Source organism: Pseudomonas sp. SMN5 (assembly GCF_052041925.1).
In the GTDB taxonomy this organism is placed as follows: Bacteria; Pseudomonadota; Gammaproteobacteria; order Pseudomonadales; family Pseudomonadaceae; genus Aquipseudomonas.
Genome location: NZ_JBKGGX010000012.1, coordinates 95,357 through 118,677, shown reverse-complemented (window position 1 = coordinate 118,677; position 23,321 = coordinate 95,357). Strand labels below are relative to the sequence as shown.

Genomic DNA, 23,321 nt, shown 5'->3' with positions numbered 1-23,321 from the left:
TTACATGATCGCTTGCCTGCGGCTGCTCTCCGCCCTTTGCCTCGCTGCCCTCCTGGCGGCCTGCGCCAGTTCGCCCTCGTCCAGTCTTGGCGAACTTCCACGGACCCCGGATGCCAGTATCGAGCAGTTGCTCGAAGAGGCCGCCCAAAGCAAAACCCCGGAAAAAGCCGCACTGCTGCGCCTGAGTGCCGCCGACCTGGCTTATCGCCAGGGCAACGCCGGCCAGTCCGCACAGATCCTGCAACAAGTACCCATGGAGCAACTCAAGCCTGGCCAGCAGATTTTCGCCAACACGCTGTCGGCTGAGCTGGCAATGACGCGCAATCAACCCAAGGCCGCGCTGACTGCCCTGAGCCATCCCAGCCTGCAACACCTGAGCGAAATGCCGGTGGAGCAGCAAGTGCGCACCGGCACCGTGCGCGCCCGCGCCCTGGAGGCCGAAGGCCAGACGCTGGCCGCCGCCAAGGAACGCATCTTCATCGCGCCGCTGCTCAAGGACGACGCCGCGGCGAAAAACCACGAAGCCATCTGGTCGTTGATCGCCTCGTTGCCCACCGACCAACTGCAACCGACCTCCAACGATGACCTGGGTGGCTGGTTGAGCCTGGCCCAGGTAGTGAAGACGGCCGGCACCCTGGAACAGCAGCAAGCGGCCATCGACCACTGGCGCGAACAGAACCCGAAGCACCCCGCCGCCGTGCAACTGCCGACGCCGCTGGTCAAGCTCAAGGAACTGGCCAGCCAGCCACTGAGCAAGATCGCCTTGCTGCTGCCGCAGAACGGCCAGCTGGCCTCCGTCGCCAAGGCCCTGCGTGATGGTTTCATGGCCGCGCACTACCAGGCCCAACAGGCCGGGCAGAAGCCGCCGAGCATCCAGTTCTATGACAGCTCCAGCCTGACCTCCATGGACGAGTTCTATCGCAAGGCCCAGGCTGACGGCGTGCAACTGGTGGTCGGCCCACTGGAGAAACCTCTGGTCAAGCAGATCAGCAGCCGCCCGCAACTGCCGATCACTACCCTCGCCCTGAACTACAGCGAAGGCGAACAAGGGCCACCGCAACTGTTCCAATTCGGCCTGGCTCCCGAGGACGAAGCCCGCGAAGTCGCTCGCCGCGCCCGCGCCGATGGCCTGCATCGCGCCGCCGTGATGGTGCCGAAGAGCGAATGGGGTGACCGCGTATTGAAAGCCTTCAGCCAGGACTGGCAAGGCAACGGCGGCACCATCATTGCCGTGGAGCGCGTCGACCAGCCGGTCCAACTGGCCCAGCAGATCGCCGACATGTTCCAATTGCGTCAGAGCGAAGGTCGCGCCAAGAGCCTGCAAAGCACCGTTGGCACCAACGTCGCCGCTCAGCCGTCGCGTCGCCAGGACATCGAATTCATTTTCCTGGCATCGACCCCGCAACAGGCCCAGCAGATCAAGCCGACCCTGAACTTCCAGTACGCCGGTGACGTGCCGGTCTATGCGACATCCCTGGTGTTCAGCGCCAGTGGCGACCAGAACCAGTACAACGACATGAACGGCATCCGCTTCTGCGAAACCCCGTGGCTGCTCGATGCCAATGACCCGCTGCGCAAGCAGGTCACTGCCCAGTGGCCACAGGCCGGCGGCACTCTGGGCCGGCTGTACGCGATGGGTGTAGATGCCTATCGCCTGGCACCGCGCCTCGGCCAGCTCAAGACCCTGCCGGACAGCCGCATCGAAGGCCTGTCGGGTAGCCTGGCGGTGTCCGCGTCCCAGCGCGTACAGCGTCAATTGCCATGGGCCGAGTTCGTCAACGGTCAGATCCAGCGCCTGCCGGACACCCAGCGCTGATGCCTGAGCGATCACGCCAGCAAAGCGGACGGGATGCCGAGGGCCTGGCCCTCGCGCATCTCCAGCAGCAAGGCCTGCGGCTGGTGGCGCAGAACTGGCTGTGCAAACGCGGCGAGCTTGATCTGGTCATGCTTGATGGCGATACAGTAGTATTCGTCGAAGTCCGCTACAGAAAGAACACCCAGTGGGGTGGCGCGCTCGACAGCATCGACGCACGCAAGCGTCAGAAGCTTATCTTCGCCGCGCAGTATTTCCTGCAACGCGAAACCCGCTGGGCCGATCACCCCTGCCGTTTCGACGTGGTTGCCATCGATAGCAATGCCGATCAGCTGAACTGGCTGCAAAACGCCTTCGACAGTTGAACATCCATGTTCATGACAAGCCGAACCGGACACTTCCACCCAATTTCTGCTCTTTGCTTTGCGCGCCGCACACGTTTGTGCCGATAAGTCGCGCTACTTAAGGTCACACAGATGGACATGCAATCGCGAATTCGCCAGCTCTTCCAGGCCAGTATCGATACCACGCAACAGGCGATGGACGTCCTTGCACCGCACATCGAGCAAGCCAGCCAAGTGATGGTCAATGCCCTGCTCAACGAGGGCAAGATGCTGTCTTGCGGCAACGGCGGCTCGGCCGGCGATGCCCAGCACTTCTCCTCGGAACTGCTCAACCGCTTCGAGCGCGAGCGCCCGAGCCTGCCGGCGATTGCGCTGACCACCGACAGCTCGACGATCACCTCGATCGCCAATGACTACAGCTACAACGAGGTGTTCTCCAAACAGATCCGCGCCTTGGGCCAACCCGGCGATGTGCTGTTGGCGATTTCCACCAGCGGCAACTCGGCCAATATTATTCAAGCGATCCAGGCCGCACATGATCGCGAAATGATTGTCGTAGCATTGACCGGTCGTGACGGCGGCGGCATGGCTTCACTGCTGCTGCCTGAAGATGTCGAGATTCGCGTACCGGCCACTGTCACCGCACGTATCCAGGAAGTCCACCTGCTGGCGATCCATTGCCTTTGCGACTTGATCGACAGCCAACTGTTCGGGAGTGAAGAATGACCCCTAATCGCCTCGGCCTTCTGGCCCTGACCCTGTGCCTTGGCATCAGCGGTTGCACCTCGGTGGTTAACGCCAGCCGGGAAGCGCCGATCGAAGATGACCGCGGCACCCGCACCTTCGGCAGCAAGATCGATGACTCGCTGATCGAAACCAAGGCCGGCGTGAACATTGCCAAGGCCGACCCGGACCTGGACAACAACTCGCACATCGTCGTCACCAGTTTCAACGGTGTCGTGCTGCTGGCCGGCCAGACCCCACGCGCCGACCTCAAGGCCAAGGCCGAACAAGCCGCCAGCGCCGTGCAACGGGTCAAGACGGTGCATAACGAGTTGCAGGTGCTGCAACCCTCATCCTTGCTGGCGCGTCAGAACGATGCCTGGCTGACCACCAAGATCAAGACCCAGATGCTCACCGATGCGAGCATTCCCGGTTCGCGGATCAAGGTTGTGACTGAGAATGGCATCGTTTATCTGCTGGGATTGCTGACCAAGCAAGAGGCTGCACAGGCGACGAATCTGGTGCAGGGGGTTTCCGGGGTGCAGAAGATTGTGAAGTTGTTTGAGTATATTGACTGAGGGTAGACGCGGTTCTTTGATGCTGCGCTTGGCTTGGCTTGGCTTGGCTTGGCTTGGCTTGGCTTGGCTTGGCTTGGCTGAAAAACGGTGCTCCTTTATATAGGGGAGCGCCGTTTTTTTTGGTTGAGTTGGTGTGTATATCCGTTTCTTCGGTGACGGCGGCTTATGGTTCCGCCCTTACGGCGGCTTACTTTTGATAGAGCGCAAAAGTAAGCAAAACGCTCTTGCCCCACCACTGGGCACCTCGCTTACGCTCGGTGTTCCCTCACTCCGGCATTGCTCCGTGGGCCCGCCGCGATGGGCCATCCATGGCCCTGCTCGGCTATCCCGGCATCCATGCCGGGATGCCCACTACGCAATGCCTGCGTTCGGCCCTTGTGGTTAACGGGGCGCCTAAGATCAAAAGCCAGAGCAAAGCAAAGCAAAGCAAAGCAAAGCAAAGCAAAGCGGTTTTAAAGCCGACCTGTTTCTCCCCGCCGTATCTGGATTCACCTGTGGGAGCGGGCTTGCCCGCGAAGGCGGCCTGACAGCCGACCTATCTCTTCCGGTTGTACCCGATCCAACTGTGGGAGCGAGCCTGCTCGCGATGACGGTGTGTCAGTCAACATCAATGCTGCTGACCTGACGCCATCGCGAACAGGCTCGCTCCCACAGAGGGCAGGGTGCTTAGTGCAAGGCTATCGCGGGTCGACGTTATCCAACACCTGGTTCGCCAGTAATGAACTCAGTTCGATCAACTGCTGAATGCCCGGTGCCAGGCTACGCCGTGAGCCTTCCAGGTCGAATGCGAGTTCGTGGACCATGGCGTCTGCCGAGGCCAGGGTTTCGCTGAGGTTGGCGAGCAGGCATTCGTTATCGAGGCCTTTCACGACGGTGAATACCTGGCCCGGTTTTGGCGCGTCTTGGGATTTATCCGGCTTCGGCAGCAAGTAGTGATCCAGCACGCGTATCGTGGCTTCGTCTTGCTGCTTGGCTTTGGATTATGCGGATTGGGCGGTGGAGTCTTTTCTGGAGGGTTTGGAGTTATTTTGAACATCTGGGACTTCCTTCAGTAGGGCCGCAACCGTCTCGCTACTAAACGAAATGAGACAGCGGTGCGCAAGTTAGTAGACCGGTGAAGTCACCAAACCCGGTGCGCCCGAAGGCGCCATGCGCACAGCCACCATCAAGTGCAGGCGAAGGCCTGACTGGATGACACTCATGCAACCGAAGATGACTAACCGGGCTACTAAACCCGACCATTGATGAGCAGTGGCAGACAAGACAATAAAACCCAGGGACAAGGCGCACAAGCGGACGGATTCGGGCGTAGTTGTAGGCAAAGGCGCAAGGATATGTGGGGTTGCAGGGACAAAATGGCCGGGTTGAACATTTAGCTGAGGGCACAGGACTACCCTCTGTGGCGAGGGAGCTTGCTCCCGCTCGGCGGCGTAGCCGTCGTGGGCCGGGTTCAGGTGGTGTACCTGGGGGAATGTGTCGCTGGTTTTGGGGCGGCTTCGCCGCCCAGCGGGAGCAAGCTCCCTCGCCACAGGGGCTGGGTGTTGCAATCCAGGGCTGTGCTCGGCCATGGCATTCGCTTCACTGGGGATACTCATTGAGAGATAGGCTGGCTGTTAGGCCGCCATCGCGAGCAAGCTCGCTCCCACAGTTTGGAGCAGGGTACAACCGCAGGAGATAGGTCAGCTCTTAAGCCGCCTCGCGAGCAGGCTCGCTCCCACAATTTGGAGCGGGGTATAACCGCAAGAGATAGGTCAGCTCTTAGGCCGCCTCGCGAGCAGGCTCGCTCCTACAATTTGGAGCGGGGTACAACCGCAGGAGATAGGTCGGCCGTTAGGCCGCCTCGCTTTTGCTCTGGCTTTTGCTCTGGCTTTTGATCTTAGGCGCCCCATCAACCACAAGGGCCGAACGCAGGCATTGCGTAGTGGGCATCCCGGCATGGATGCCGGGATAGCCGCGCTGGGCCATGGATGGCCCTTCGCGGCGGGCCCACGGAGCAATGCCGGAGTGAGGGAACACCGAGCGTAAGCGAGGTGCCCAGTGGTGGGGCAAAGCGCTTTTGGTTACTTTTGGCGCTCTTCCAAAAGTGACCCGCCGTAAGGGCGGAACCCTAAGCAGCCATTACCAAAGAAACGGATATGTACACCAATCCTTACTTCACCACCTTAAGACTAGGCCGCCCACTAGGCCGCGGCGGCTCATCATCCGGTGGCGGCAGGTCATCATCCACCTCGTACTCATCCTCACCATCCATCGGCGTTTCCAACTCAAACACCATACCCTGGCCATTCTCCCGAGCATAAATCCCCAGGATCGAAGCAATAGGCACATACAGCGTGTGCGGCACACCACCGAAGCGGCCCTCGAAGCTGACGGCATCGTTGTCCATGTGCAAATGACGCACGGCAGCCGGCGATACGTTCAGGACGATTTGCCCGTCATTGGCAAAGCCCTGCGGCACCTGCACCGAAGGATACTCGGCGTTGACCAGCATGTGCGGGGTGCAATCGTTGTCCACAATCCACTCGTAGAGCGCGCGGACCAGATAAGGTCGACTGGAGTTCATAGCGGCTCCTTAAGCCTCAGCGCATGTCGCGTTCGACACCAGACAGACTCGCCTGGAAAGCCTCACGCGCAAATTGGCGCTCCATATAATCAAGCAGCGGCTTGGCAGGCCGCGGCAGTTCGATACCCAGAATCGGCAAACGCCAGAGTATGGGCAATAGGCAGCAATCCACCAGACTTTGTTCCTCACTCAGGAAAAACGGCTTGTCGATGAACAGCGGCGACACGCCCGTCAGGCTTTCGCGCAGCTCTTTGCGCGCCACCACGCGCGCCGGTTCCTTGGTCCGCGGATCCAGGATCAGGTCCACCAACCCACACCAGTCGCGCTGGATGCGGTGCATCAGCAGACGACTGTTGGCGCGTGCGACAGGGTACACCGGCAGCAAGGGCGGATGCGGATAACGCTCATCCAGGTATTCCATCACCACGGTCGATTCCCACAAGGCCAGGTCGCGGTCGACCAATGTGGGCAGACTGCCGTAAGGGTTCACCTCGATCAACTTGGGCGGCTGACGGCCGGCTTCGACGTAAATGATCTCGGCGCTGACACCCTTCTCTGCCAGTACGATACGTACCCGGTGGGAATAGTGGTCGGCGGGGTCGGAGTAACAGGCCAACCGATTGGTCACGCCCATGGCGATCCTCCTCGCTTGTTGAAATTATCGAAAAACGGAAAAACGAGCGCGCCCAGAGGGCGTCTCTCGTAACGCCTGGCCGACCAGGCTTGTTACACTTTCAGAGACGCCCTTGGGCGCGCACGATTAACAGCAATGGCTTACAGCTTTATCAATGAACGTCTTTCCAGTATTCACGCTTGAGCAGATAAGCGAATACGAAGAAGAACGCCAGGTACAGCAATACATAGGTACCGATGCGCTGATGCTCCAGCTTCACCGGGTTGGCCGAGTAGGCCAGGAAGGTCACCAGGTTCTTGACCTTCTCATCGAACTGCTCCGGAGTCAGGCTGCCGGTATTCGGCACAATGGTCAACTGGTCGCAGGCTTCGTGAGTCAATGCGGTGCCGGTCAACGGGTCATATTGTTTCTTACCGTGCTCGACCACCTGGACCTGCTTGCAGCCTACCACCTGGCGCCCCTGCAGGCTGGCCAGGACGTTTGGCATGCCCACGTTCGGGAAGACCTTGTTGTTCACGCCCCAAGGACGCGCAGGATCCTCATAGAACGAACGCAGGTAACCGTAGAGCCAGTCGGTGCCGCGTACGCGGGCGACCAGGGTCAGATCTGGCGGTGCGGCGCCGAACCAGGTCTTGGCATCTGCCGGCTGCATGCCGATCGTCATGTGGTCGCCCAGCTTGGCACCGGTGAACACCAGTTTTTCCAGCATCAGGTCATGGGGAATGCCCAGGTCATCGGCCACGCGCTCGTAACGCTGGAACTTGGCACTGTGGCAACCCATGCAGTAGTTGGCGAAGGTCCGGGCGCCGTCCTGCATGGCCGCCTTGTCGGAAACGTCGATGTCGACTTTTTCCAACTCTGGACCACCGTGTTCGGCCGCGAAGGACAATACAGGCATAGCAGCAAGAATCAGTACAGCAAATAGCTTTTTCATCAGCCAGTCACCCTTTCCGGAACCGGTTTGGTCTTCTCGAGCCTGGTATAGAACGGCATCAGAATGAAGTAGGCGAAGTACAGGAAGGTGCACACCTGCGAGAGCAGCGTACGCTCCGGTGTCGGCGCCAATACGCCCAGCACACCCAGGATCACGAACGAAATGCAGAACACCACCAGCCAGATCTTGCTCAGCCAGCCCTTGTAGCGCATCGACTTGACGGGGCTGCGATCCAGCCACGGCAGGACGAACAGCACAGCGATGGCCGCGCCCATGGCGATGACGCCCAGCAGCTTGTCCGGGATCGCCCGCAAAATCGCGTAGAACGGCGTGAAGTACCAGACCGGGGCAATGTGTTCAGGAGTCTTGAACGCGTTCGCCTGTTCGAAGTTCGGCTTCTCGAGGAAGTAGCCGCCCATTTCGGGGAAGAAGAACACGATGGAACAGAAGATGAACAGGAAGACCACCACACCGACGATGTCTTTCACGGTGTAGTACGGGTGGAAGGCGATGCCATCCAGAGGTACGCCGTTCTCGTCCTTGTGCTTCTTGATGTCCACGCCGTCAGGGTTGTTCGAGCCGACTTCGTGCAGCGCCAGGATATGCAGTACCACCAGGCCAAGGATCACGATGGGCAAGGCGACCACATGCAGGGCGAAGAAGCGGTTCAGAGTGATGCCGGAGATCAGGTAGTCACCACGGATCCACTGGGTCAGGTCGTTGCCGATGACTGGAATCGCACCGAACAGCGAAATGATCACCTGGGCGCCCCAGTAGGACATCTGGCCCCATGGCAGCAAGTAACCCATGAAGGCTTCGGCCATCAGCGCCAGATAGATCAGCATGCCGAACACCCACACCAGCTCACGCGGTTTCTGGTACGAACCGTAGAGCAAGCCACGGAACATATGCAGGTAGACCACGATGAAGAACGCCGAGGCGCCGGTGGAGTGCAGCAGGCGCAGGATCGAGCCGTACTCGACGTCACGCATGATGTACTCGACGGAAGCGAACGCCTCTTCCGCCGAAGGGGTGTAGCTCATGGTCAGCCAGACACCGGTGACGATCTGGTTGACCAGAACGAGCAGGGCCAGGGAGCCAAAGAAGTAGAAGAAGTTGAAGTTTTTCGGAGCGTAATATTTGCTGAGATGGTCTTCCCACATCTTCGTCGCGGGGAAGCGCGCATCAACCCAGTCCATGAATTTGCTCATTACGCTTTCTCCTCGTCGACGCCGATGACAATGAGCTCATCGGTCTCATAGGAATGCGGGGGAACCGGCAGGTTCAGAGGTGCAGGCTGCGACTTGTAGACGCGACCGGCCAGATCGTAATGGGAGCCGTGGCAAGGGCAGAAATAGCCACCGACCCAATCCTTGCCCAAGTCGGCAGGGGCCACTTCAGGACGGAACGTTGGCGAGCAACCCAGGTGCGTGCAAATCCCGATCAGCAGCAGGAGTTCAGGCTTGATCGAACGCGTTTCTGGATTGACGTATTCCGGTTGGACCGAGTTCTTGGAAGAGGGATCGGACAGCTGGCCCTCGATCTTTTTCAGATTCCCCAGGATCTCCTCTGTACGGCGGACGATGAACACCGGCTGGCCGCGCCATTCAGCAACCATCTGCTGGCCTGGCTCGATCTTGCTGACATTCACTTTCACCGGTGCACCTGCGGCTTTCGCCTTGGCGCTGGGAAACCATGACCCCACGAACGGGACCGCAGCCCCCACCGCTCCTGCAGCACCCACCACGGATGTGGCTGCTACCAGGAAGCGACGCCGGCCTGCATTCACGCCGTCATTGCTCATTCAGTCCTCTCCCATCAGCTTTGTGGCCTGTTAGATCAGGCGTCTACTAAGTAAAAATCTGAACTTATAAAAATTTTGCCGAATGGTAATGAAAAGCCCCAATTCTGACAAGGTAATTACCAAGCGGCCAAACCGCCAGGCCTTGTAGTATAGGGGCTCTACGAATGTGGCAAGTTGTCACAGAGCAATTATTTCGCCCATAAAAAAACGCCCGGCTCCGTGAGGAACAGGGCGTTTTCTGAAAGCGGAAGCGAAATTAACGCTTCGAGTACTGCGGACGCTTACGCGCTTTACGCAGACCGACTTTCTTACGTTCGACTTCGCGAGCGTCGCGAGTCACGAAACCAGCTTTGCGCAGGGTGCTACGCAGGGTTTCGTCATAGTCCATCAGGGCGCGAGTGATGCCGTGGCGGATTGCGCCAGCCTGGCCACTTACACCACCACCGATCACGGTGACGTAGATGTCGAACTTTTCAACGGTCTCGGTCACTTCCAGCGGCTGGCGAACTACCATGCGGGCAGTTTCGCGACCGAAGAAGTTATCCAGGGAGCGGTTGTTGATGGAGATGTTACCAGTGCCCGGACGCAGGAAAACGCGTGCGGTTGCAGTCTTGCGACGGCCAGTGCCGTAATTTTGAGTCGCCGACATAATGAACTATTCCGTTAAAACTTCAGTTCTTGGGGCTGCTGAGCAGTATGAGGGTGAGCAGCGCCCGCATAAACCTTCAGCTTACGATACATGTCGCGACCCAGCGGGTTCTTAGGCAGCATGCCTTTAACCGCGGTCTCGATCACGCGCTCAGGGGCTTTGGCGATCAGCTTTTCAAAGTTGATCGACTTGATGCCGCCAGGAAAACCGGAGTGGGAGTAGTACATTTTGTCAGTGGTTTTAGCGCCAGTAACACGTACTTGCTCAGCGTTGATCACGACGATGTAGTCACCGGTGTCAACGTGAGGGGTGTACTCAGGCTTGTGCTTGCCACGCAGACGGCTCGCGATTTCGGTGGCCAGACGACCCAGGGTCTGACCAGCAGCGTCGACGACAAACCAGTCGCGCTTTACTGTTTCCGGTTTAGCAGTAAAAGTTTTCATTCTTTATAGCCTCAGGGGCCGCCTGTAAATTAGACGGCGGATCTTACTGAATAGTGCGTACTTTGACAAGTCAAAGGCAGCCGGATACAGACGCTTTCGGGGGCTCGGGTCGGCGCGTCCGTTCAACGGCAAGATTCTTCGGCGGCGGCGCATCACTTCCACTGCAGAAAGAGGTGCGCAATTATGCAGATTGCGAAAAATATTTCAACCTGCTTTTATGGTTGTTTTGCCCAAGGAGCTCCACGATGGACTATCGCCAGCTAGGCCGTACCGATCTGAACGTGAGCGCCCTGTGCCTCGGAACCATGACCTGGGGCGAGCAGAACAGCGAAGCCGAGGCTTTCGCCCAGATCGAACGCGCCAAGGGTGCCGGCATCAATTTCATCGATACCGCCGAGATGTACCCGGTGCCGCCGAAAGCCGAAACCTACGCCACCACCGAACGCTACATCGGCAATTACTTCAAGAGCCGGGGCGACCGTGCCGACTGGATCCTGGCCAGCAAGATCGCCGGCCCCGGCAACACCATCGACTACATCCGCGACAAGAACCTCAAGCACAACCGCCGCCATATCGTCGAAGCCGTGGACGCCAGCCTCAAGCGCCTGCAGACCGACTGGATCGACCTCTACCAATTGCACTGGCCGGAACGCAGCACCAATTTCTTCGGCCAACTGGGTTACAAGCACAACGCCGATGAAACCTTCACCCCGCTGGAGGAAACCCTCGAGGCTTTGGACGAACAGGTCCGCGCGGGCAAGATCCGTCATATCGGCCTCTCCAACGAAACGCCATGGGGCACCATGAAATTCCTGGCCCTGGCCGAAGCCCGTGGCTGGCCGCGGGCCGTGTCGATCCAGAACCCCTACAACCTGCTCAACCGCAGCTTCGAGATCGGTCTTTCGGAAATTGCCATTCGCGAACAGTGCGGATTGTTGGCTTACTCGCCCCTGGCGTTCGGCTTCCTGTCAGGCAAGTATGAAGGTGGTGCCCGCCCGGCCAAGGGTCGCTTGACGCTCTACAGCCGCTTCATGCGCTATTTCAACCCACAGTCGGAAGCCGCGTGCAGCCGTTATGTAGCGCTGGCCCGTGAACATGGCCTGGACCCAGCGCAGATGGCCCTGGCGTTCGTCACCCGACAGCCGTTCGTGACCAGCAACATCATTGGCGCCACCACCCTGGAGCAACTGGACAGCAACATCGCAAGCTTCGACCTGAAACTGTCGGGTGAGGTCCTGGCGGGGATCGAGGCGATTCACAAGGATCATCCGAACCCGGCTCCTTGATTGATACTTAACCCCTATCGCGAGCAGGCTCGCTCCCACAGTAGACCGCGTTCTTTCATCAGACGGCGATCCAGTGTGGGAGCGAGCCTGCTCGCGATAGCGGGCTCATTCTCACACCCATTCAAAGCGCCCGCGCAATGATCTCCTTCATGATCTCGTTGGTCCCGGCATAGATCCGCTGCACACGCGCATCCGCCCACGCCCGGGCAATCGGGTATTCCCACATGAAGCCGTAGCCGCCGTGCAACTGCACGCATTCGTCAAGCACCTTGCATTGCAAGTCGGTGCCCCAGTACTTGGCCATCGCCGCCGAAGGCACGTCCAGTTTGCCTTGCAGGTGCAGCTCCAGGCAGCGGTCGATGAAGACCCGGCCGATCTGAATCTCTGTAGCCATTTCCGCCAGCTTGAAACGGGTGTTCTGGAAGTCCGCGATGGACTTGCCGAACGCCTTGCGGTCGCGCGTGTAATCCAGCGTCCATTGCAACGCCGCTTCAGCGGAGGCCAGGCCTCCAATGGCGACTGTCAGGCGCTCCTGGGGCAACTCCTGCATCAGGTAAGCGAACCCCATCCCCGCCTGCCCGAGCAGGTTCTCCTTCGGTACACGAACATCCTGGAAGAACAGTTCCGAAGTGTCCTGCGCCTTCATGCCGACTTTTTCCAGGCGCTTGCCCTTCTCGAAACCTGGCGTGCCCGCCTCCACCAGAAACAGGCTGGTGCCCTTGGCGCCGGCCTTGGGATCGGTCTTGGCTACAACAATGACCAGGTCGGCCAAAAAACCATTGGTAATAAAGGTCTTCGAACCGTTGATGACATAGTCGTCACCGTCCAGTACCGCGGTGGTCTTTACGCCCTGCAAATCGGAACCGGCGCCCGGCTCGGTCATGGCGATGGCGGTGACCATCTCCCCGGAGACCAGCTTGGGCAAATACTTGTGTTTCAGCGCCTCGCTGCCGTAGTGCAGGATGTACGGCGCGACAATATCGGAATGCAACGAGAAGCCGATCCCAGTCAGTCCCAGGCGCCCGATTTCTTCGATGACCACGGTGCTGTAGAGGAAGTCGGCTTCCAATCCGCCATAAGCCTCCGGCAGGTGGGAGCACAACATTCCCGCCTCCCCCGCCTTGTTCCAGAGCTGGCGGTCGACATGGCCCTGCTTTTCCCACAGGCCATGGTGCGGCACGGCTTCTTTTTCGAGGAAAGTTCGTACGCTCTGGCGAAACAATTCGTGCTCGGGACTGAACAGTGTTCTTGGGATCATGGCGCACCTTTGGTCTGGGTTGGGCGTGTTATCCCACAGAGCCTAAGCCTGCGATGTACGACAGGACACTGGACACATCCGACAAAAAATAAGACGATCCAGCCGTCTATTGACCACTTTCCCCTATAAAAACAAGATTAACTATGTCTATGCACGCCTCCACGCCCTTGCGGCGCGTCAGCATCCTGGCGATCGACCGGGTGTTTGCCTTCACTCTCATGCAAGCCAAGGATTTCTTCCACCTCGCCAGCCTGCGCTACGGCAAGCAACTGGGCCACGGCCTGACCCCGGCATTCGAAATCCGTCTGGTCAGCCCCGACGGCAAGCCCGTCAACAGCTTCAGCGACGTCGTCATGCCGGTGGACGGCGGCCTGGAAGATACCGACGTCATCATCCTTCCGGCCTTCTGGGATGATTTCCAGGCGTTGTGCCAACGCTATCCGCAGATCCTGCCCTGGCTGCGCGAACAGCACGCGCGCGGCGCCGTTCTCTGCGGCGAAGCCACCGGCGTATTCTGGCTGGCCGAGGCCGGCCTGCTGGACGGCAAGGAAGCGACCACTTACTGGCGCTTCTTCAATGCGTTCAAGGAACGCTTCCCGCAAGTACAGCTCAATCAGGACAAACACCTGACCGACGCCGACAATCTGTTCTGCGCCAGCGGCACGACCTCGGCCTGCGACCTCTACATCTACCTGATCGAACGCTTCTGCGGCGCCAACATAGCCCAGGCCGTGGCCCGGGACATTCTGTATGAAGTGCAGCGCAGCTACTCCCCCGGAAGGATCGGCTTCGGCGGGCAGAAACTGCACCAGGATGTGATCATCCTGCAGATTCAGCACTGGCTTGAAGAACACTTCGCCGACAAATTCCGCTTCGAAGACGTCGCCCGTGAACACGGCATGAGCATCCGCAACTTCATGCGCCGCTTCCAGACCGCCACCGGCGACAAACCGCTGCATTACCTGCAACGGCTGCGGATCGAAACCGCCAAGGGCCTGCTGTCCGGCAGCCGCAAGAGCATCAAGACCATCAGCTATGAAGTCGGCTACGACGACGCGAGCTTTTTCGCACGACTATTCCGGCAACATACCGACTTGTCGCCAAACCAGTATCGGCAGCAGTTTCAGCGAGCGGCGTAGCCCCAAGCACACCGGCCCCTTGTGGGAGCGAGCCTGCTCGCGATGACGGTGGTCCAGTCAGCATCAATGTTGAATGTGCCGCCGCTATCGCGAGCAGGCTCGCTCCCACAGGGGTTACGTGATTTGCATAAAAAAGGGCCTGCAATGCAGACCCTTTGACATTCCGGGAGATGCTTACGGCTTATGCGCCCGCGACAGGAATTCGTGGGACTGCATTTCCAGCAACCGACTCAGGGTTCGCTGGAATTCGAACGTCAGGCGACCACCAGTGTAGAGGTCCTTGAGTTCGACTTCGGCCGAGATGATCAGCTTCACGTTACGGTCGTAGAATTCGTCGACCATATTGATGAAGCGCCGGGCGATGTCGTCGGTGGTGACGCTCATCTGTTCCACGCCACTGAGCAGCACGGCGTGGAAGATCTTGCCCAGTTCGATGTAGTCGTTCTGGCTGCGCGGGCCATCGCACAGTTCGCGGAAGTCGAACCAGGCCACGTCGTCGCAGGTACGGATCGCACGGATTTCACGGTTCTCGATGATCAGCACGTCGTTTTCCACAGCCTGGGTGCATTCCGGCGTCAGGGCGCGGAAGCTCTTGCGCAGGCTCTCTTCGGCGGCGGCATCCAGGGGAAAATGAAACAGCTCCGCTTGCTCCAGGTGACGCAAGCGATAGTCGACGCCGCTGTCGACGTTGACGATCTCGGTGTGTTCCTTGATCAGCGCAATAGCCGGCAGGAAGCGCGCGCGTTGCAGGCCGTCCTTGTACAGGCCGTCCGGCACGATGTTGGACGTGGCGACCAGGGTCACGCCGTTCTTGAACAGCTCTTCCATCAAAGTGCCGAGGATCATCGCGTCGGTGATGTCGGAGACGAAGAATTCATCGAAGCAGATGACCCGGGTTTCGCTGGCGAAACGCTTGGCGATGATGGTCAGCGGGTTCTTCTCGCCGCCCAGGGTCTTCATTTCCTCATGCACGCGCTTCATGAAACGGTGGAAGTGCGTACGGGTTTTTTCCTTGAAAGGCAGCGCCTCGAAGAATGTATCGACCAGGTAGGTTTTGCCTCGGCCTACACCGCCCCAGAAATACAGGCCCTTGACCGGCGCCTGGTCTTTCTTGCCGAACAGTTTGCCCAACAGCCCCGGCTTGTTGTTCGACGCGGCGATCAGGTCATCGTACAGGCGCTGCAAATGGCGCACGGCCGTTTCCTGGGCTGCGTCGTGGAAGAACTCCGGGCGTTTCAGATCAGCTTGATATCGTTCTAGGGGCGTCATATTCGTTAGCAAGGCAACAAAAACGGGCCGACACTGTAGCGACGGCCCAGAGGAATGGCAATCGGCCCATAGGCGAGCCGATGATCGGATGACGCGCCGGATCAGTCCTGGGCAGGCGTCAGGGCAACGCGCAAGGCATCAATGGCGGCGTCTCGGGCACCCGCATCCGCAAAAGCAGGGCTGTCCGCCACGCATTCGCTGTCAATCCAGACGCTGAAACTCAGCTCGTCGCTGCGCACGTCCAACGGCTGGCCGGCTTGCAGTTGTTTGGTGACTTGGCCTGCGGCCTTGCCATCGACGAAGTTGCGCGACAGCAACAACTGCTCGCCGTCGGCCGCCAGCAGACGGAAGCGGAAGCTGCCGTCGTCTTCGCGGAAACTGACGAAGCGAGCAGCCTTGGCAACTTTTTTCTTGGTGCTGGTCGCGACCTGGACCTGGTTGACGAACGAACGCAGGCCAACGGCTTCACGCAGTTCGTTGAGGAACGGTGTCGCCACGGCCCGGGCTTTCTTCGCACCCATTTGCAGGATGTCCTCAAGGTCCGCCGGACGCTCGATCAACTGGTGATAGCGCTCGCGGGACTCCCCCAGGTGGTTGTCCAGCAACTGGAACAGGCGATTCTTGGCTTCGCCCCAACCCAGGCCTTGCAGCAGTTCGCTGCGGAACTCGGCGGACTGCGCCGGGGTGGCGAAAGCCTGGAACAGCGTGAACAGGTGCGAGTTGTCCGGATCCTTGGCTTCGCCTGGCGCACGAGAGTCGGTGACGATCCGCGAGATCGCGTCCTTCATGTCCTTGGCGCTGCTGAACAACGGGATGGTGTTGTCGTAGCTCTTGGACATCTTGCGACCATCGAGGCCCGGCAACGTGGCGACGCTTTCTTCGATCAGCGCCTCGGGCATGGTGAAGAACTCCTTGCCCTGGCCGAACAGGTGATTGAAGCGCTGGCCGATGTCCCGTGCCATTTCCACGTGCTGGATCTGGTCGCGGCCGACCGGCACCTTGTGGGCGTTGAACATCAGGATGTCGGCGGCCATCAGCACCGGGTAGCTGTACAACCCCATGGTGATGCCGGCGTCCGGGTCTTCGCCGCTCTCGACGTTCTTGTCCACCGAGGCCTTGTAGGCGTGAGCACGGTTGAGCAGGCCCTTGGCGGCGACGCAGGTCAGCAGCCAGGTCAGCTCGGGGATCTCAGGAATATCGGACTGGCGATAGAACGTCACACGCTCGACATCCAGACCTCCGGCCAGCCAGGTGGCGGCGATTTCCAGGCGCGAGCGCTGGATACGCAGCGGGTCGTCGCACTTGATCAGGGCGTGATAGTCGGCCAGGAAGTAGAACGAATCGGCGTTGTTGTCGCGGCTGGCAAGAATCGCCGGGCGGATGGCGCCGGCATAGTTGCCCAGGTGCGGGGTGCCGGTGGTGGTGATGCCGGTCAGGATGCGGGTACGAGTCGTCATGGGTTATCGCTTGTCAGACTGCTGTCAATTCGAAAGGCGCGGCAGGAGCAGATCCTTGAGATCGGTCAGCTTGCCATGGAAAAAGTGTCCGCATTCTGCCACTTTCAGCAGCTCATGGGGGCGTTGGAGCGCGGCGGACCATTCGTAGACGAGCGTGGGATCGACCACTTCATCGTTTTCCGGCTGGATCACCGTCAACTCACCGCCCATCGGCAAGGGTGACTGCTCGTTCAGGCGCATCACCGCAGGCGCCACCATGAACAGGTGCTTGAGTGATTGGCCCTGGGCTTCGAGCCGTCCGCCCAGACTGGCAGCGACGAAGCCACCAAACGAGAAACCGAACAGGGTCAGGGGCAACTGCGGGTACTTTTCTCGCAACCACGCCGCCGCAGCCTGGGCATCGTCCACTTCGCCGGAGCCCATGTCATGGCTCCCGGCGCTGGCGCCGACACCTCGATAATTGAAACGCAACGTAACCAGGCCGGCATCGCGGGCGGTGCGTTGCAGGGTCGAGACCACTTTATTGAGCATGGTCCCGCCCTGTACCGGGTTGGGATGGCAGATCAGTGCCAGGCCACGGGGGGCCTCGTTGTCCAGGTACAAGGCTTCCAGTTGGCCGACCGGGCCATCGATGAATACAGGGGTTTCGCGCATAAGCAAGGGGTGAACTCCGTGACCCCGAATAGGGTCGACTCGTCTAGCTAAAAGTCTGTGCCTGGCATGATTGCGATGTTCTTCGCGGTATACAGCGCAGGTCCGAGCCGTTAACGTAAAGCAAAGCCGTTTATAGAGGAAGGACTCGTGGAACACTCGCTCTTAGTTTGGTTGTTGCCGACTCTTGCCCTGGTCGCGGGTGTCGCCATTGGATTCCTGCTTGCCCGACTGCTGCCCAACGCGGTGCCTAACAGCACGCAACGTCAGCTGGACGACATCCAGGAACGTTTCGACAGTTATCAGAATGAAGTGGTCACCCACTTCAACAGCACCGCTGCCCTGGTGAAAAAACTCACCCAGAGCTATCAGGATGTCCAGGATCATCTGTCCGAGGGCGCCAATCGCCTGGCCCTGGATGAGCAAACCCGCCAACGTCTGCTGGCCGCCCTGCACGCCGATGCAGGCCAGGCCCCACGGGAACGCCTGACCCCGCCCAGAGAGGTCCAGGAACCTCCTCGTGACTACGCCCCCAAGGCGCCCAATTCGCCCGGCATGCTCGATGAGCATTACGGTTTGAAGAAATAAATATCCAAGCGACACCGAAGCCCGCCCGGCCAGTTGACCCGGCGGGCTTTTCTTTGCCCCTCGATCCAGTGTGGGAGCGAGCCTGCTCGCGATGACGTCAGCACATCCAACATTACCAACACAGACACACCGCTTCGCGAGCAGGCTCGCTCCCACACTGGATCTTCATCAGCCCCGAAATCGCGCCCCACAGGGGATGAGTCTCAGGCATAAAAACGGGGGCCATGTCTCCATGGCCCCCGTTTCACTGACGCCCAAGCATCATGGGTATTGCTGGTAAGTCTGCCCCTGCTGCTGAGGCGCTTGGTAGTTCTGCCCGGGGATGGCCTTGAGGTTGACTTCGACACGACGGTTTTGCGCCCGGCCATTGACGTCGGCATTGCTCGCCACCGGGTTGTCCGGGCCGGCGCCACGGGCGGACAGGTTGGCGCCGCTTACGCCCTGGGACGTCAGGTAGGTCGCCACGCTCTGGGCACGACGCTGCGACAGGTCCATGTTGTGCTGGCGGCTGCCGGTGCTGTCGGTATAGCCGACGATTTCGATCTGGTTCTGGTTGAACTCCTTGAGGGAGTTGGCCAGGTTGTTCAGCGGCTGGTAGAAGCTGGACGCGATGTTTGCCGAGTCGGTGGCGAAGGTGATGTTGCCCGGCATGATCAGCTTGATCTGGTCGCCCTGGCGTTGCACTTCAACGCCGGTGTTGGCCATGCTGGCCCGCAGTTTCTTCTCTTGCTGGTCGGCGTAATAGCCATAACCCGCTGCGGAGGCACCCACGACTGCCGCGCCGATCAGCGCCCCCTTGCCACGGTTATCGTGGCCGATGGCCGCGCCGGCCAGTGCGCCCGCCAGAGCACCGAGGCCGCCGTACTTGGCAGTCTTGCTCATGCCGGAAGATTCGGTGGAGGCCTGTCCCTGGTTGTCATAAGGGTTAGGTGACGCGCAGCCGGACAACAGGGCCACGGCGGTAGCGACAACAATCAAGCGACGCGAGGTGAACATGGAAATGCTCCTGGTATTTTCATTCTGAAAGGCCAGGGCGTAGGCAATCGACTCTGGCTGGCGTTGGAACACGACAATGATCAAAAATTCCGTGCCGCTGCGTCACGTTTACCCATTGCTTACATATGTAAATCGCGCCGCTCAGGGCTTGACCACCCGGCGTCGATGACAGTCGCCCGGCTCCAGTTTCCTCCCCCCTGCCGAGCGAACCTCAAGCAACGCCAAAGGCTCATCATGCTCGTTGTCCAACAACACGGAGTGGGTTTCCCCGGCGCTGAACAAGTGCCGCTCTCCCCATTGACGCATTGACACCATGATCGGAAAGACTTCGCGCCCTTTCTGCGTCAATGCGTATTCCTTGTAGGCGCTGCCATCGGAGGCGGGCCTGGTTTCAAAGACGCCCACCTCCACCAACGCCTTGAGCCGCGCCGCGAGAATGTTCTTCGCCAGCCCGAGGTTCTTCTGGAACTCGCTGAACCTGCGCACTTCGTCAAACGCCTCGCGAATGATCAACAACGACCAGCGATCACAGATGATCTCAGCGGCCCGTGCCACAGGACATTCATTGCTGCCAGTAGATGCTTGCTGCGTCATGCCGCTGCCCTTGAAAAATAAACTGGTTGCAGATTAAAACCGAAGCAGTTAAAACTCAAGAAAGTGGTTTCCAAATGAAACCTGTTTCTGCAAAGGCAGCCTCCATGAATTCGCCCATGCCATCCCTTCTCCCCGCTACGTCGCCAGCCAGCGGCCACGTGTTGAACCGTTCTCTCACGTTGCTGTTTTCCATCACGTGCGCACTGGCAGTGGCGAACGTGTACTTCGTCCAGCCCTTGCTCGACGCCATCGCGCAGAGCCTGCAGATTGCCCCCGGCCTGGCGGGCTTCGTCGTGAGCGCAACCCAGGCCGGATATGCGGTGGGCCTGGTGTTCATCGTGGCACTTGGCGACCTGGTCAATCGCAAGAAACTGATGGTCTGCCAGACGCTGCTGTCAGCCGTGGCACTGGTTATCGCGGGCAGCGCCGGGCAATGGCCGTTGTTACTGGGGGCGATGGTCACGGTGGGAATGATGGCGGTGCTGGTGCAGATCGTCGTCGCCTACGCCGCGGCTCTCGCTTCGCCGCAACAGCGTGGGCAAGCCGTGGGCACGGTCACCAGCGGCGTGGTGCTGGGGATACTGCTGGCCCGCGCGGTATCAGGCATCATCGCTGACCTGGCCGGCTGGCGCGCGGTGTTTTTCGTATCGGCGGCGCTGATGGTTTTGCTCGCCTGGGTGCTTGCCAGGAATGTGCCTTCGAGGGACCTCCCCAGGCTCGCTGTTTCTTACCCGGCGCTCCTCGGTTCGCTGTTCGAGCTGTTCATTACCGAGCGCACGCTGCGGGTCAGGGGCGTCCTGGCCGCGCTGATTTTCGCCGCGTTCAGCGTGTTGTGGACGTCCATGGTGCTGCCGCTCAGTGCGCCGCCGCTGTCGTTGTCCCACACCCAGGTCGGTCTGTTCGGCCTGGCGGGCGTGGCGGGCGCACTGGCCGCTTCGAAAGCCGGGCGCTGGGCCGACCGCGGATGGGGATCGCGCACCACCGGGATCGCCCTGGCGTTGCTGACATTGTCCTGGTGGCCGACGGCGTACGCCGAGACGTCGCTGTTGGCGCTGATTGTCGGGGTGATCGTGCTGGACTTCGCCGTGCAGGCCGTCCACGTGACCAACCAGAGCCTGATTCTTGCTGCCAGGCCGGATGCCCAGAGTCGGCTGGTCGGTGCGTACATGTGCTTCTACTCCGTCGGCAGCGCCGCCGGGGCGGCTGCCGCGACCCAGGTCTATGCCCTGTGGGGCTGGATCGCGGTGTGCCTGTTGGGCGCGCTGATCAGTGCAGCCGCCGTTGTCTATTGGGTCTGGGCCGATCTCATGGTTGCGCGAGAACCCGACTGACACCCCTGACGATCATCGCCACTTCCCGCTCGTCAATCGTCAGCGGCGGCAGCAGGCGGATGACCTTGCTGCGGGTGACGTTGATCAGCAGGCCATGATCGCGGGCTGCGCACAGCGCCAGGTCACGGACCGGCTGCTTGAGTTCGATGCCGATCATCAGGCCCTGGCCGCGAATCGCCAGCACGTTAGGGTTGTCCGCAAGCTCTGCGCGGAGCCGACTGAGCAAGCGTTCGCCCTGACACCGGGCGTTGTCCACCAGGCCTTGCGCTTCGATGATGTCCAGCACCGTGCAGCCAACCCGACAGGCCAACGGATTACCGCCGAACGTGCTGCCATGGCTGCCGGGGGTAAACAGTTCGGCGGCTTTGCCCCGCGCCAGGCAGGCGCCAATGGGCACGCCGTTGCCCAGCCCTTTGGCGAGGGTCATGACGTCCGGCACGATGCCTTCGTGCTGGAACGCGAACCATTGGCCGGTGCGGCCGATGCCGGTCTGGATCTCGTCGAGCATCAACAGCCAGCCACGCCGGCTGCACAACTGACGCAGGGCCTTGAGGTAGCCAGGCGGTGCGAGTTGCACGCCGCTCTCACCCTGGATCGGCTCCACCAATACCGCGACGATGCGCTCTGCATGAGCCTGCCGGACTTCTTCCAGCGCGGCGAGGTCGCCGAACGGCACCTTGATGAAATCCCCCGGCAACCGGTTGAAGCCCAGCCGCACCGAGGGACCGTCGCTGGCCGACATCGTGCCCAATGTGCGCCCGTGAAAGGCGTTTTCCATGACCACCACCAAGGGCTGTTCGACGCCCTTGTGCCAGCCGTGCAAGCGCGCGAGTTTCAACGCGGTTTCGTTGGCCTCGGCCCCCGAATTATTGAAAAACACCCGTTCAAGACCCGAGAGCTGGGTAAGTCTGTGGGCCAGGCGCTGTTGCCAATCGATGCTGTACAGGTTGGAGGTGTGCAGCAACAGGCCGGCCTGCTCGCTGATCGCCGCCACCAACCTGGGATGGGAGTGCCCCACATTGGTCACGGCCACGCCCGCCACCGCATCCAGGTACTCACGGCCGTCCTGGTCCCACAGGCGCGTGCCCAATCCGTGGGTGAAATTCAACGCCAAGGGTTGGTAGGTGGTCATCAGGCAGGCAGCGGTCATGGTGATCAGGCTCCATCGGGTGGTTTTTTCCAGTATGGTTAGCCACTGATGCTGGATAAACACCAGCTCACTTCAATCATTTAAAAGCCGAGCTTGATAATGGACCTGTTCCAGGCAATGACCGTTTACGTGAAAGTGGTGGAAGGCGGCAGTCTGACCGCCGCCGCCCAAGCGTGTGAAATGTCCACAACCATGGTGGGCAATCACCTGCGTGCGCTGGAGCAACGTCTCGGCGTGCGACTGATCAACCGTACGACCCGTCGCCAGCGCCTGACCGAATTCGGCTCGACCTACTATCAGCGTTGCCTGGAAGTTCTGGGACTGGTGGCGGATTCCGAACGCCTGGCCGAACAGACTCAGGGCGAGCCCACCGGCACCCTGCGCATCACCGCACCGCTGACTTTCGGCACCGAACGCCTTGCGCCGGCGCTGGCCGAATTCAGCCAACGCTTCGCCCAGGTCAAACTCGATGTGGTGCTGACCAACCAGCGTCTGGACCTGCTCGAACACGGTTTCGACGTCGCTATCCGCCTCGGCCTTCCCGATCCGAAACTGATCGCCCGCCCCTTGGTCGACTACACCCTGACCATCTGCGCGTCCAAGGCCTACCTGGCAAGACGCGGCGCGCCGCGACAGCCTGCGGACCTGCAACACCATGACTGCCTGTCATTCGCCTATTCGGCCGCAGACGAGTGGCGCTTCGCTCAGGATCACTGGCCGATCAACGACGCAAAGGGTGAGATCAAGGTGCCGGTGAACGGGCCGATGCTGATCAACAGCTCCGCCGGCCTGCACCGCGCCGCCCTGGCCGGCATGGGCGTGGTGATGCTGCCCGATGCGCTGGTGGCCCAGGACCTGAAGGATGGACATCTGGTGGCGCTGTTGCAGGACTATCAACTACCCCATCGCCCGATGAACCTTTTGTATGCGCCGGATCGCTACCGCTTGCCGAAGCTGCGCAGTTTTGTCGAGTTTGCGTTGGAGAAATGGGGGAAGCCTCAAACCGCAGCCGAATGATTGTGGCGAGGGGATTTATCCCCGCTGGCGCGCGCAACGGCCCCAATAATAGCCAGCCTCGATGCTTGGAACAGTGAGCCGACCGTCATGGGGTCGCTTC

General features: G+C 60.3%; 25 protein-coding genes. 10 read left to right on the top strand and 15 right to left on the bottom strand.

Annotated features, from left to right (window positions below):
• The first annotated feature begins 4 nt into the window (after positions 1 to 4).
• From ACLEJR_RS14335 to ACLEJR_RS14315, 5 genes are all read left to right on the top strand, one after another.
• On the top strand, positions 5 to 1,816 hold the full coding sequence (locus ACLEJR_RS14335; protein ID WP_440814697.1) for a penicillin-binding protein activator: 1,812 nt from the start codon (positions 5 to 7) through the stop codon (positions 1,814 to 1,816).
• On the top strand, positions 1,816 to 2,178 hold the full coding sequence (locus ACLEJR_RS14330) for a YraN family protein (protein WP_440814696.1): 363 nt from the start codon (positions 1,816 to 1,818) through the stop codon (positions 2,176 to 2,178). The genes ACLEJR_RS14335 and ACLEJR_RS14330 overlap by 1 nt, the downstream gene beginning before the upstream one ends.
• A gap of 111 nt (positions 2,179 to 2,289) precedes the next feature.
• Positions 2,290 to 2,883 (top strand): phosphoheptose isomerase, encoded by a 594-nt coding sequence (locus ACLEJR_RS14325; RefSeq protein WP_440814694.1) that lies wholly within the window; start codon positions 2,290 to 2,292, stop codon positions 2,881 to 2,883.
• Positions 2,880 to 3,458 (top strand): BON domain-containing protein, encoded by a 579-nt coding sequence (locus ACLEJR_RS14320; RefSeq protein ID WP_440798834.1) that lies wholly within the window; start codon positions 2,880 to 2,882, stop codon positions 3,456 to 3,458. Before ACLEJR_RS14325 ends, ACLEJR_RS14320 begins: the two co-directional genes overlap by 4 nt.
• Positions 3,459 to 3,766: 308 nt before the next feature.
• The gene (locus ACLEJR_RS14315) at positions 3,767 to 3,985 is read left to right on the top strand and encodes a hypothetical protein (RefSeq protein WP_440814772.1); all 219 of its coding nucleotides are present in this window, start codon (positions 3,767 to 3,769) and stop codon (positions 3,983 to 3,985) included.
• A gap of 150 nt (positions 3,986 to 4,135) precedes the next feature.
• On the opposite strand, the gene ACLEJR_RS14310 is transcribed toward ACLEJR_RS14315, so the two are convergent.
• From ACLEJR_RS14310 to rplM, 8 genes are all read right to left on the bottom strand, one after another.
• A complete protein-coding gene (locus ACLEJR_RS14310; protein ID WP_440814693.1) occupies positions 4,136 to 4,402 on the bottom strand; it encodes a DUF6124 family protein in 267 nt (88 codons plus the stop codon).
• 1,205 nt (positions 4,403 to 5,607) lie between these two features.
• The gene (locus tag ACLEJR_RS14305) at positions 5,608 to 6,021 is read right to left on the bottom strand and encodes a ClpXP protease specificity-enhancing factor (protein ID WP_440793936.1); all 414 of its coding nucleotides are present in this window, start codon (positions 6,019 to 6,021) and stop codon (positions 5,608 to 5,610) included.
• A gap of 16 nt (positions 6,022 to 6,037) precedes the next feature.
• Entirely contained in the window at positions 6,038 to 6,655 is a 618-nt protein-coding gene (locus ACLEJR_RS14300; RefSeq protein WP_245142020.1) for a glutathione S-transferase N-terminal domain-containing protein, read from the bottom strand.
• Between the two features lie 151 nt (positions 6,656 to 6,806).
• Complete coding sequence (locus tag ACLEJR_RS14295) at positions 6,807 to 7,589, bottom strand: cytochrome c1 (protein ID WP_440793934.1); 783 nt, start codon at positions 7,587 to 7,589, stop codon at positions 6,807 to 6,809.
• Complete coding sequence (locus ACLEJR_RS14290) at positions 7,589 to 8,800, bottom strand: cytochrome b (protein WP_440793932.1); 1,212 nt, start codon at positions 8,798 to 8,800, stop codon at positions 7,589 to 7,591. Before ACLEJR_RS14290 ends, ACLEJR_RS14295 begins: the two co-directional genes overlap by 1 nt.
• Positions 8,800 to 9,393, bottom strand: a complete 594-nt coding sequence (gene petA, locus ACLEJR_RS14285) for a ubiquinol-cytochrome c reductase iron-sulfur subunit (RefSeq protein ID WP_440793930.1) — start codon at positions 9,391 to 9,393, stop codon at positions 8,800 to 8,802. Before petA ends, ACLEJR_RS14290 begins: the two co-directional genes overlap by 1 nt.
• 256 nt (positions 9,394 to 9,649) lie before the next feature.
• Complete coding sequence (rpsI, locus tag ACLEJR_RS14280) at positions 9,650 to 10,042, bottom strand: 30S ribosomal protein S9 (protein ID WP_440793928.1); 393 nt, start codon at positions 10,040 to 10,042, stop codon at positions 9,650 to 9,652.
• A gap of 14 nt (positions 10,043 to 10,056) precedes the next feature.
• Positions 10,057 to 10,485: a 50S ribosomal protein L13 gene (rplM, locus tag ACLEJR_RS14275; RefSeq protein ID WP_003205365.1), complete on the bottom strand. Its 429-nt coding sequence runs from the start codon at positions 10,483 to 10,485 to the stop codon at positions 10,057 to 10,059.
• Positions 10,486 to 10,730: 245 nt separating this feature from the next.
• Between rplM and ACLEJR_RS14270 the strand changes: the two genes are divergently transcribed.
• On the top strand, positions 10,731 to 11,771 hold the full coding sequence (locus tag ACLEJR_RS14270) for an NADP(H)-dependent aldo-keto reductase (RefSeq protein ID WP_440814690.1): 1,041 nt from the start codon (positions 10,731 to 10,733) through the stop codon (positions 11,769 to 11,771).
• Positions 11,772 to 11,892: 121 nt separating this feature from the next.
• Here ACLEJR_RS14270 and ACLEJR_RS14265 read toward each other — a convergent pair whose 3' ends face one another.
• Positions 11,893 to 13,029: an acyl-CoA dehydrogenase family protein gene (locus tag ACLEJR_RS14265; protein ID WP_440814687.1), complete on the bottom strand. Its 1,137-nt coding sequence runs from the start codon at positions 13,027 to 13,029 to the stop codon at positions 11,893 to 11,895.
• A 218-nt stretch (positions 13,030 to 13,247) separates the two neighbouring features.
• Between ACLEJR_RS14265 and ACLEJR_RS14260 the strand changes: the two genes are divergently transcribed.
• Positions 13,248 to 14,168: a GlxA family transcriptional regulator gene (locus tag ACLEJR_RS14260; RefSeq protein ID WP_440793963.1), complete on the top strand. Its 921-nt coding sequence runs from the start codon at positions 13,248 to 13,250 to the stop codon at positions 14,166 to 14,168.
• A gap of 174 nt (positions 14,169 to 14,342) precedes the next feature.
• Here the strand turns inward: ACLEJR_RS14260 and zapE are convergent, their stop codons facing one another.
• The 3 genes from zapE to ACLEJR_RS14245 form a co-directional block, all read right to left on the bottom strand.
• Positions 14,343 to 15,437, bottom strand: coding sequence for a cell division protein ZapE (gene zapE / locus ACLEJR_RS14255; RefSeq protein WP_440814685.1), 1,095 nt, complete (start codon positions 15,435 to 15,437; stop codon positions 14,343 to 14,345).
• A gap of 101 nt (positions 15,438 to 15,538) precedes the next feature.
• The gene (locus ACLEJR_RS14250) at positions 15,539 to 16,894 is read right to left on the bottom strand and encodes a tryptophan--tRNA ligase (RefSeq protein ID WP_440814682.1); all 1,356 of its coding nucleotides are present in this window, start codon (positions 16,892 to 16,894) and stop codon (positions 15,539 to 15,541) included.
• 24 nt (positions 16,895 to 16,918) lie between these two features.
• Positions 16,919 to 17,578 (bottom strand): alpha/beta hydrolase, encoded by a 660-nt coding sequence (locus ACLEJR_RS14245; RefSeq protein WP_440814768.1) that lies wholly within the window; start codon positions 17,576 to 17,578, stop codon positions 16,919 to 16,921.
• A gap of 117 nt (positions 17,579 to 17,695) precedes the next feature.
• On the opposite strand from ACLEJR_RS14245, the gene ACLEJR_RS14240 reads away from it, so the two are divergent.
• Positions 17,696 to 18,133, top strand: a complete 438-nt coding sequence (locus ACLEJR_RS14240) for a YhcB family protein (protein ID WP_072396905.1) — start codon at positions 17,696 to 17,698, stop codon at positions 18,131 to 18,133.
• 261 nt (positions 18,134 to 18,394) lie between these two features.
• On the opposite strand, the gene ACLEJR_RS14235 is transcribed toward ACLEJR_RS14240, so the two are convergent.
• Together ACLEJR_RS14235 and ACLEJR_RS14230 are read right to left on the bottom strand one after the other, a co-directional pair.
• A complete protein-coding gene (locus tag ACLEJR_RS14235; protein WP_440793919.1) occupies positions 18,395 to 19,129 on the bottom strand; it encodes an OmpA family protein in 735 nt (244 codons plus the stop codon).
• Positions 19,130 to 19,270: 141 nt separating this feature from the next.
• Positions 19,271 to 19,723: a winged helix-turn-helix transcriptional regulator gene (locus ACLEJR_RS14230; protein WP_440814680.1), complete on the bottom strand. Its 453-nt coding sequence runs from the start codon at positions 19,721 to 19,723 to the stop codon at positions 19,271 to 19,273.
• Positions 19,724 to 19,839: 116 nt separating this feature from the next.
• Here ACLEJR_RS14230 and ACLEJR_RS14225 point away from each other — a divergent pair, with 116 nt between their 5' ends.
• Positions 19,840 to 21,054, top strand: a complete 1,215-nt coding sequence (locus ACLEJR_RS14225) for an MFS transporter (protein WP_440814677.1) — start codon at positions 19,840 to 19,842, stop codon at positions 21,052 to 21,054.
• Here the strand turns inward: ACLEJR_RS14225 and ACLEJR_RS14220 are convergent.
• A complete protein-coding gene (locus tag ACLEJR_RS14220; protein ID WP_440814675.1) occupies positions 21,029 to 22,204 on the bottom strand; it encodes an aspartate aminotransferase family protein in 1,176 nt (391 codons plus the stop codon). The two genes, ACLEJR_RS14225 and ACLEJR_RS14220, sit on opposite strands and share 26 nt — an antisense overlap.
• Positions 22,205 to 22,303: 99 nt before the next feature.
• Here ACLEJR_RS14220 and ACLEJR_RS14215 point away from each other — a divergent pair, with 99 nt between their 5' ends.
• Positions 22,304 to 23,221: a LysR family transcriptional regulator gene (locus tag ACLEJR_RS14215; RefSeq protein WP_440814672.1), complete on the top strand. Its 918-nt coding sequence runs from the start codon at positions 22,304 to 22,306 to the stop codon at positions 23,219 to 23,221.
• Positions 23,222 to 23,321: the final 100 nt, after the last annotated feature.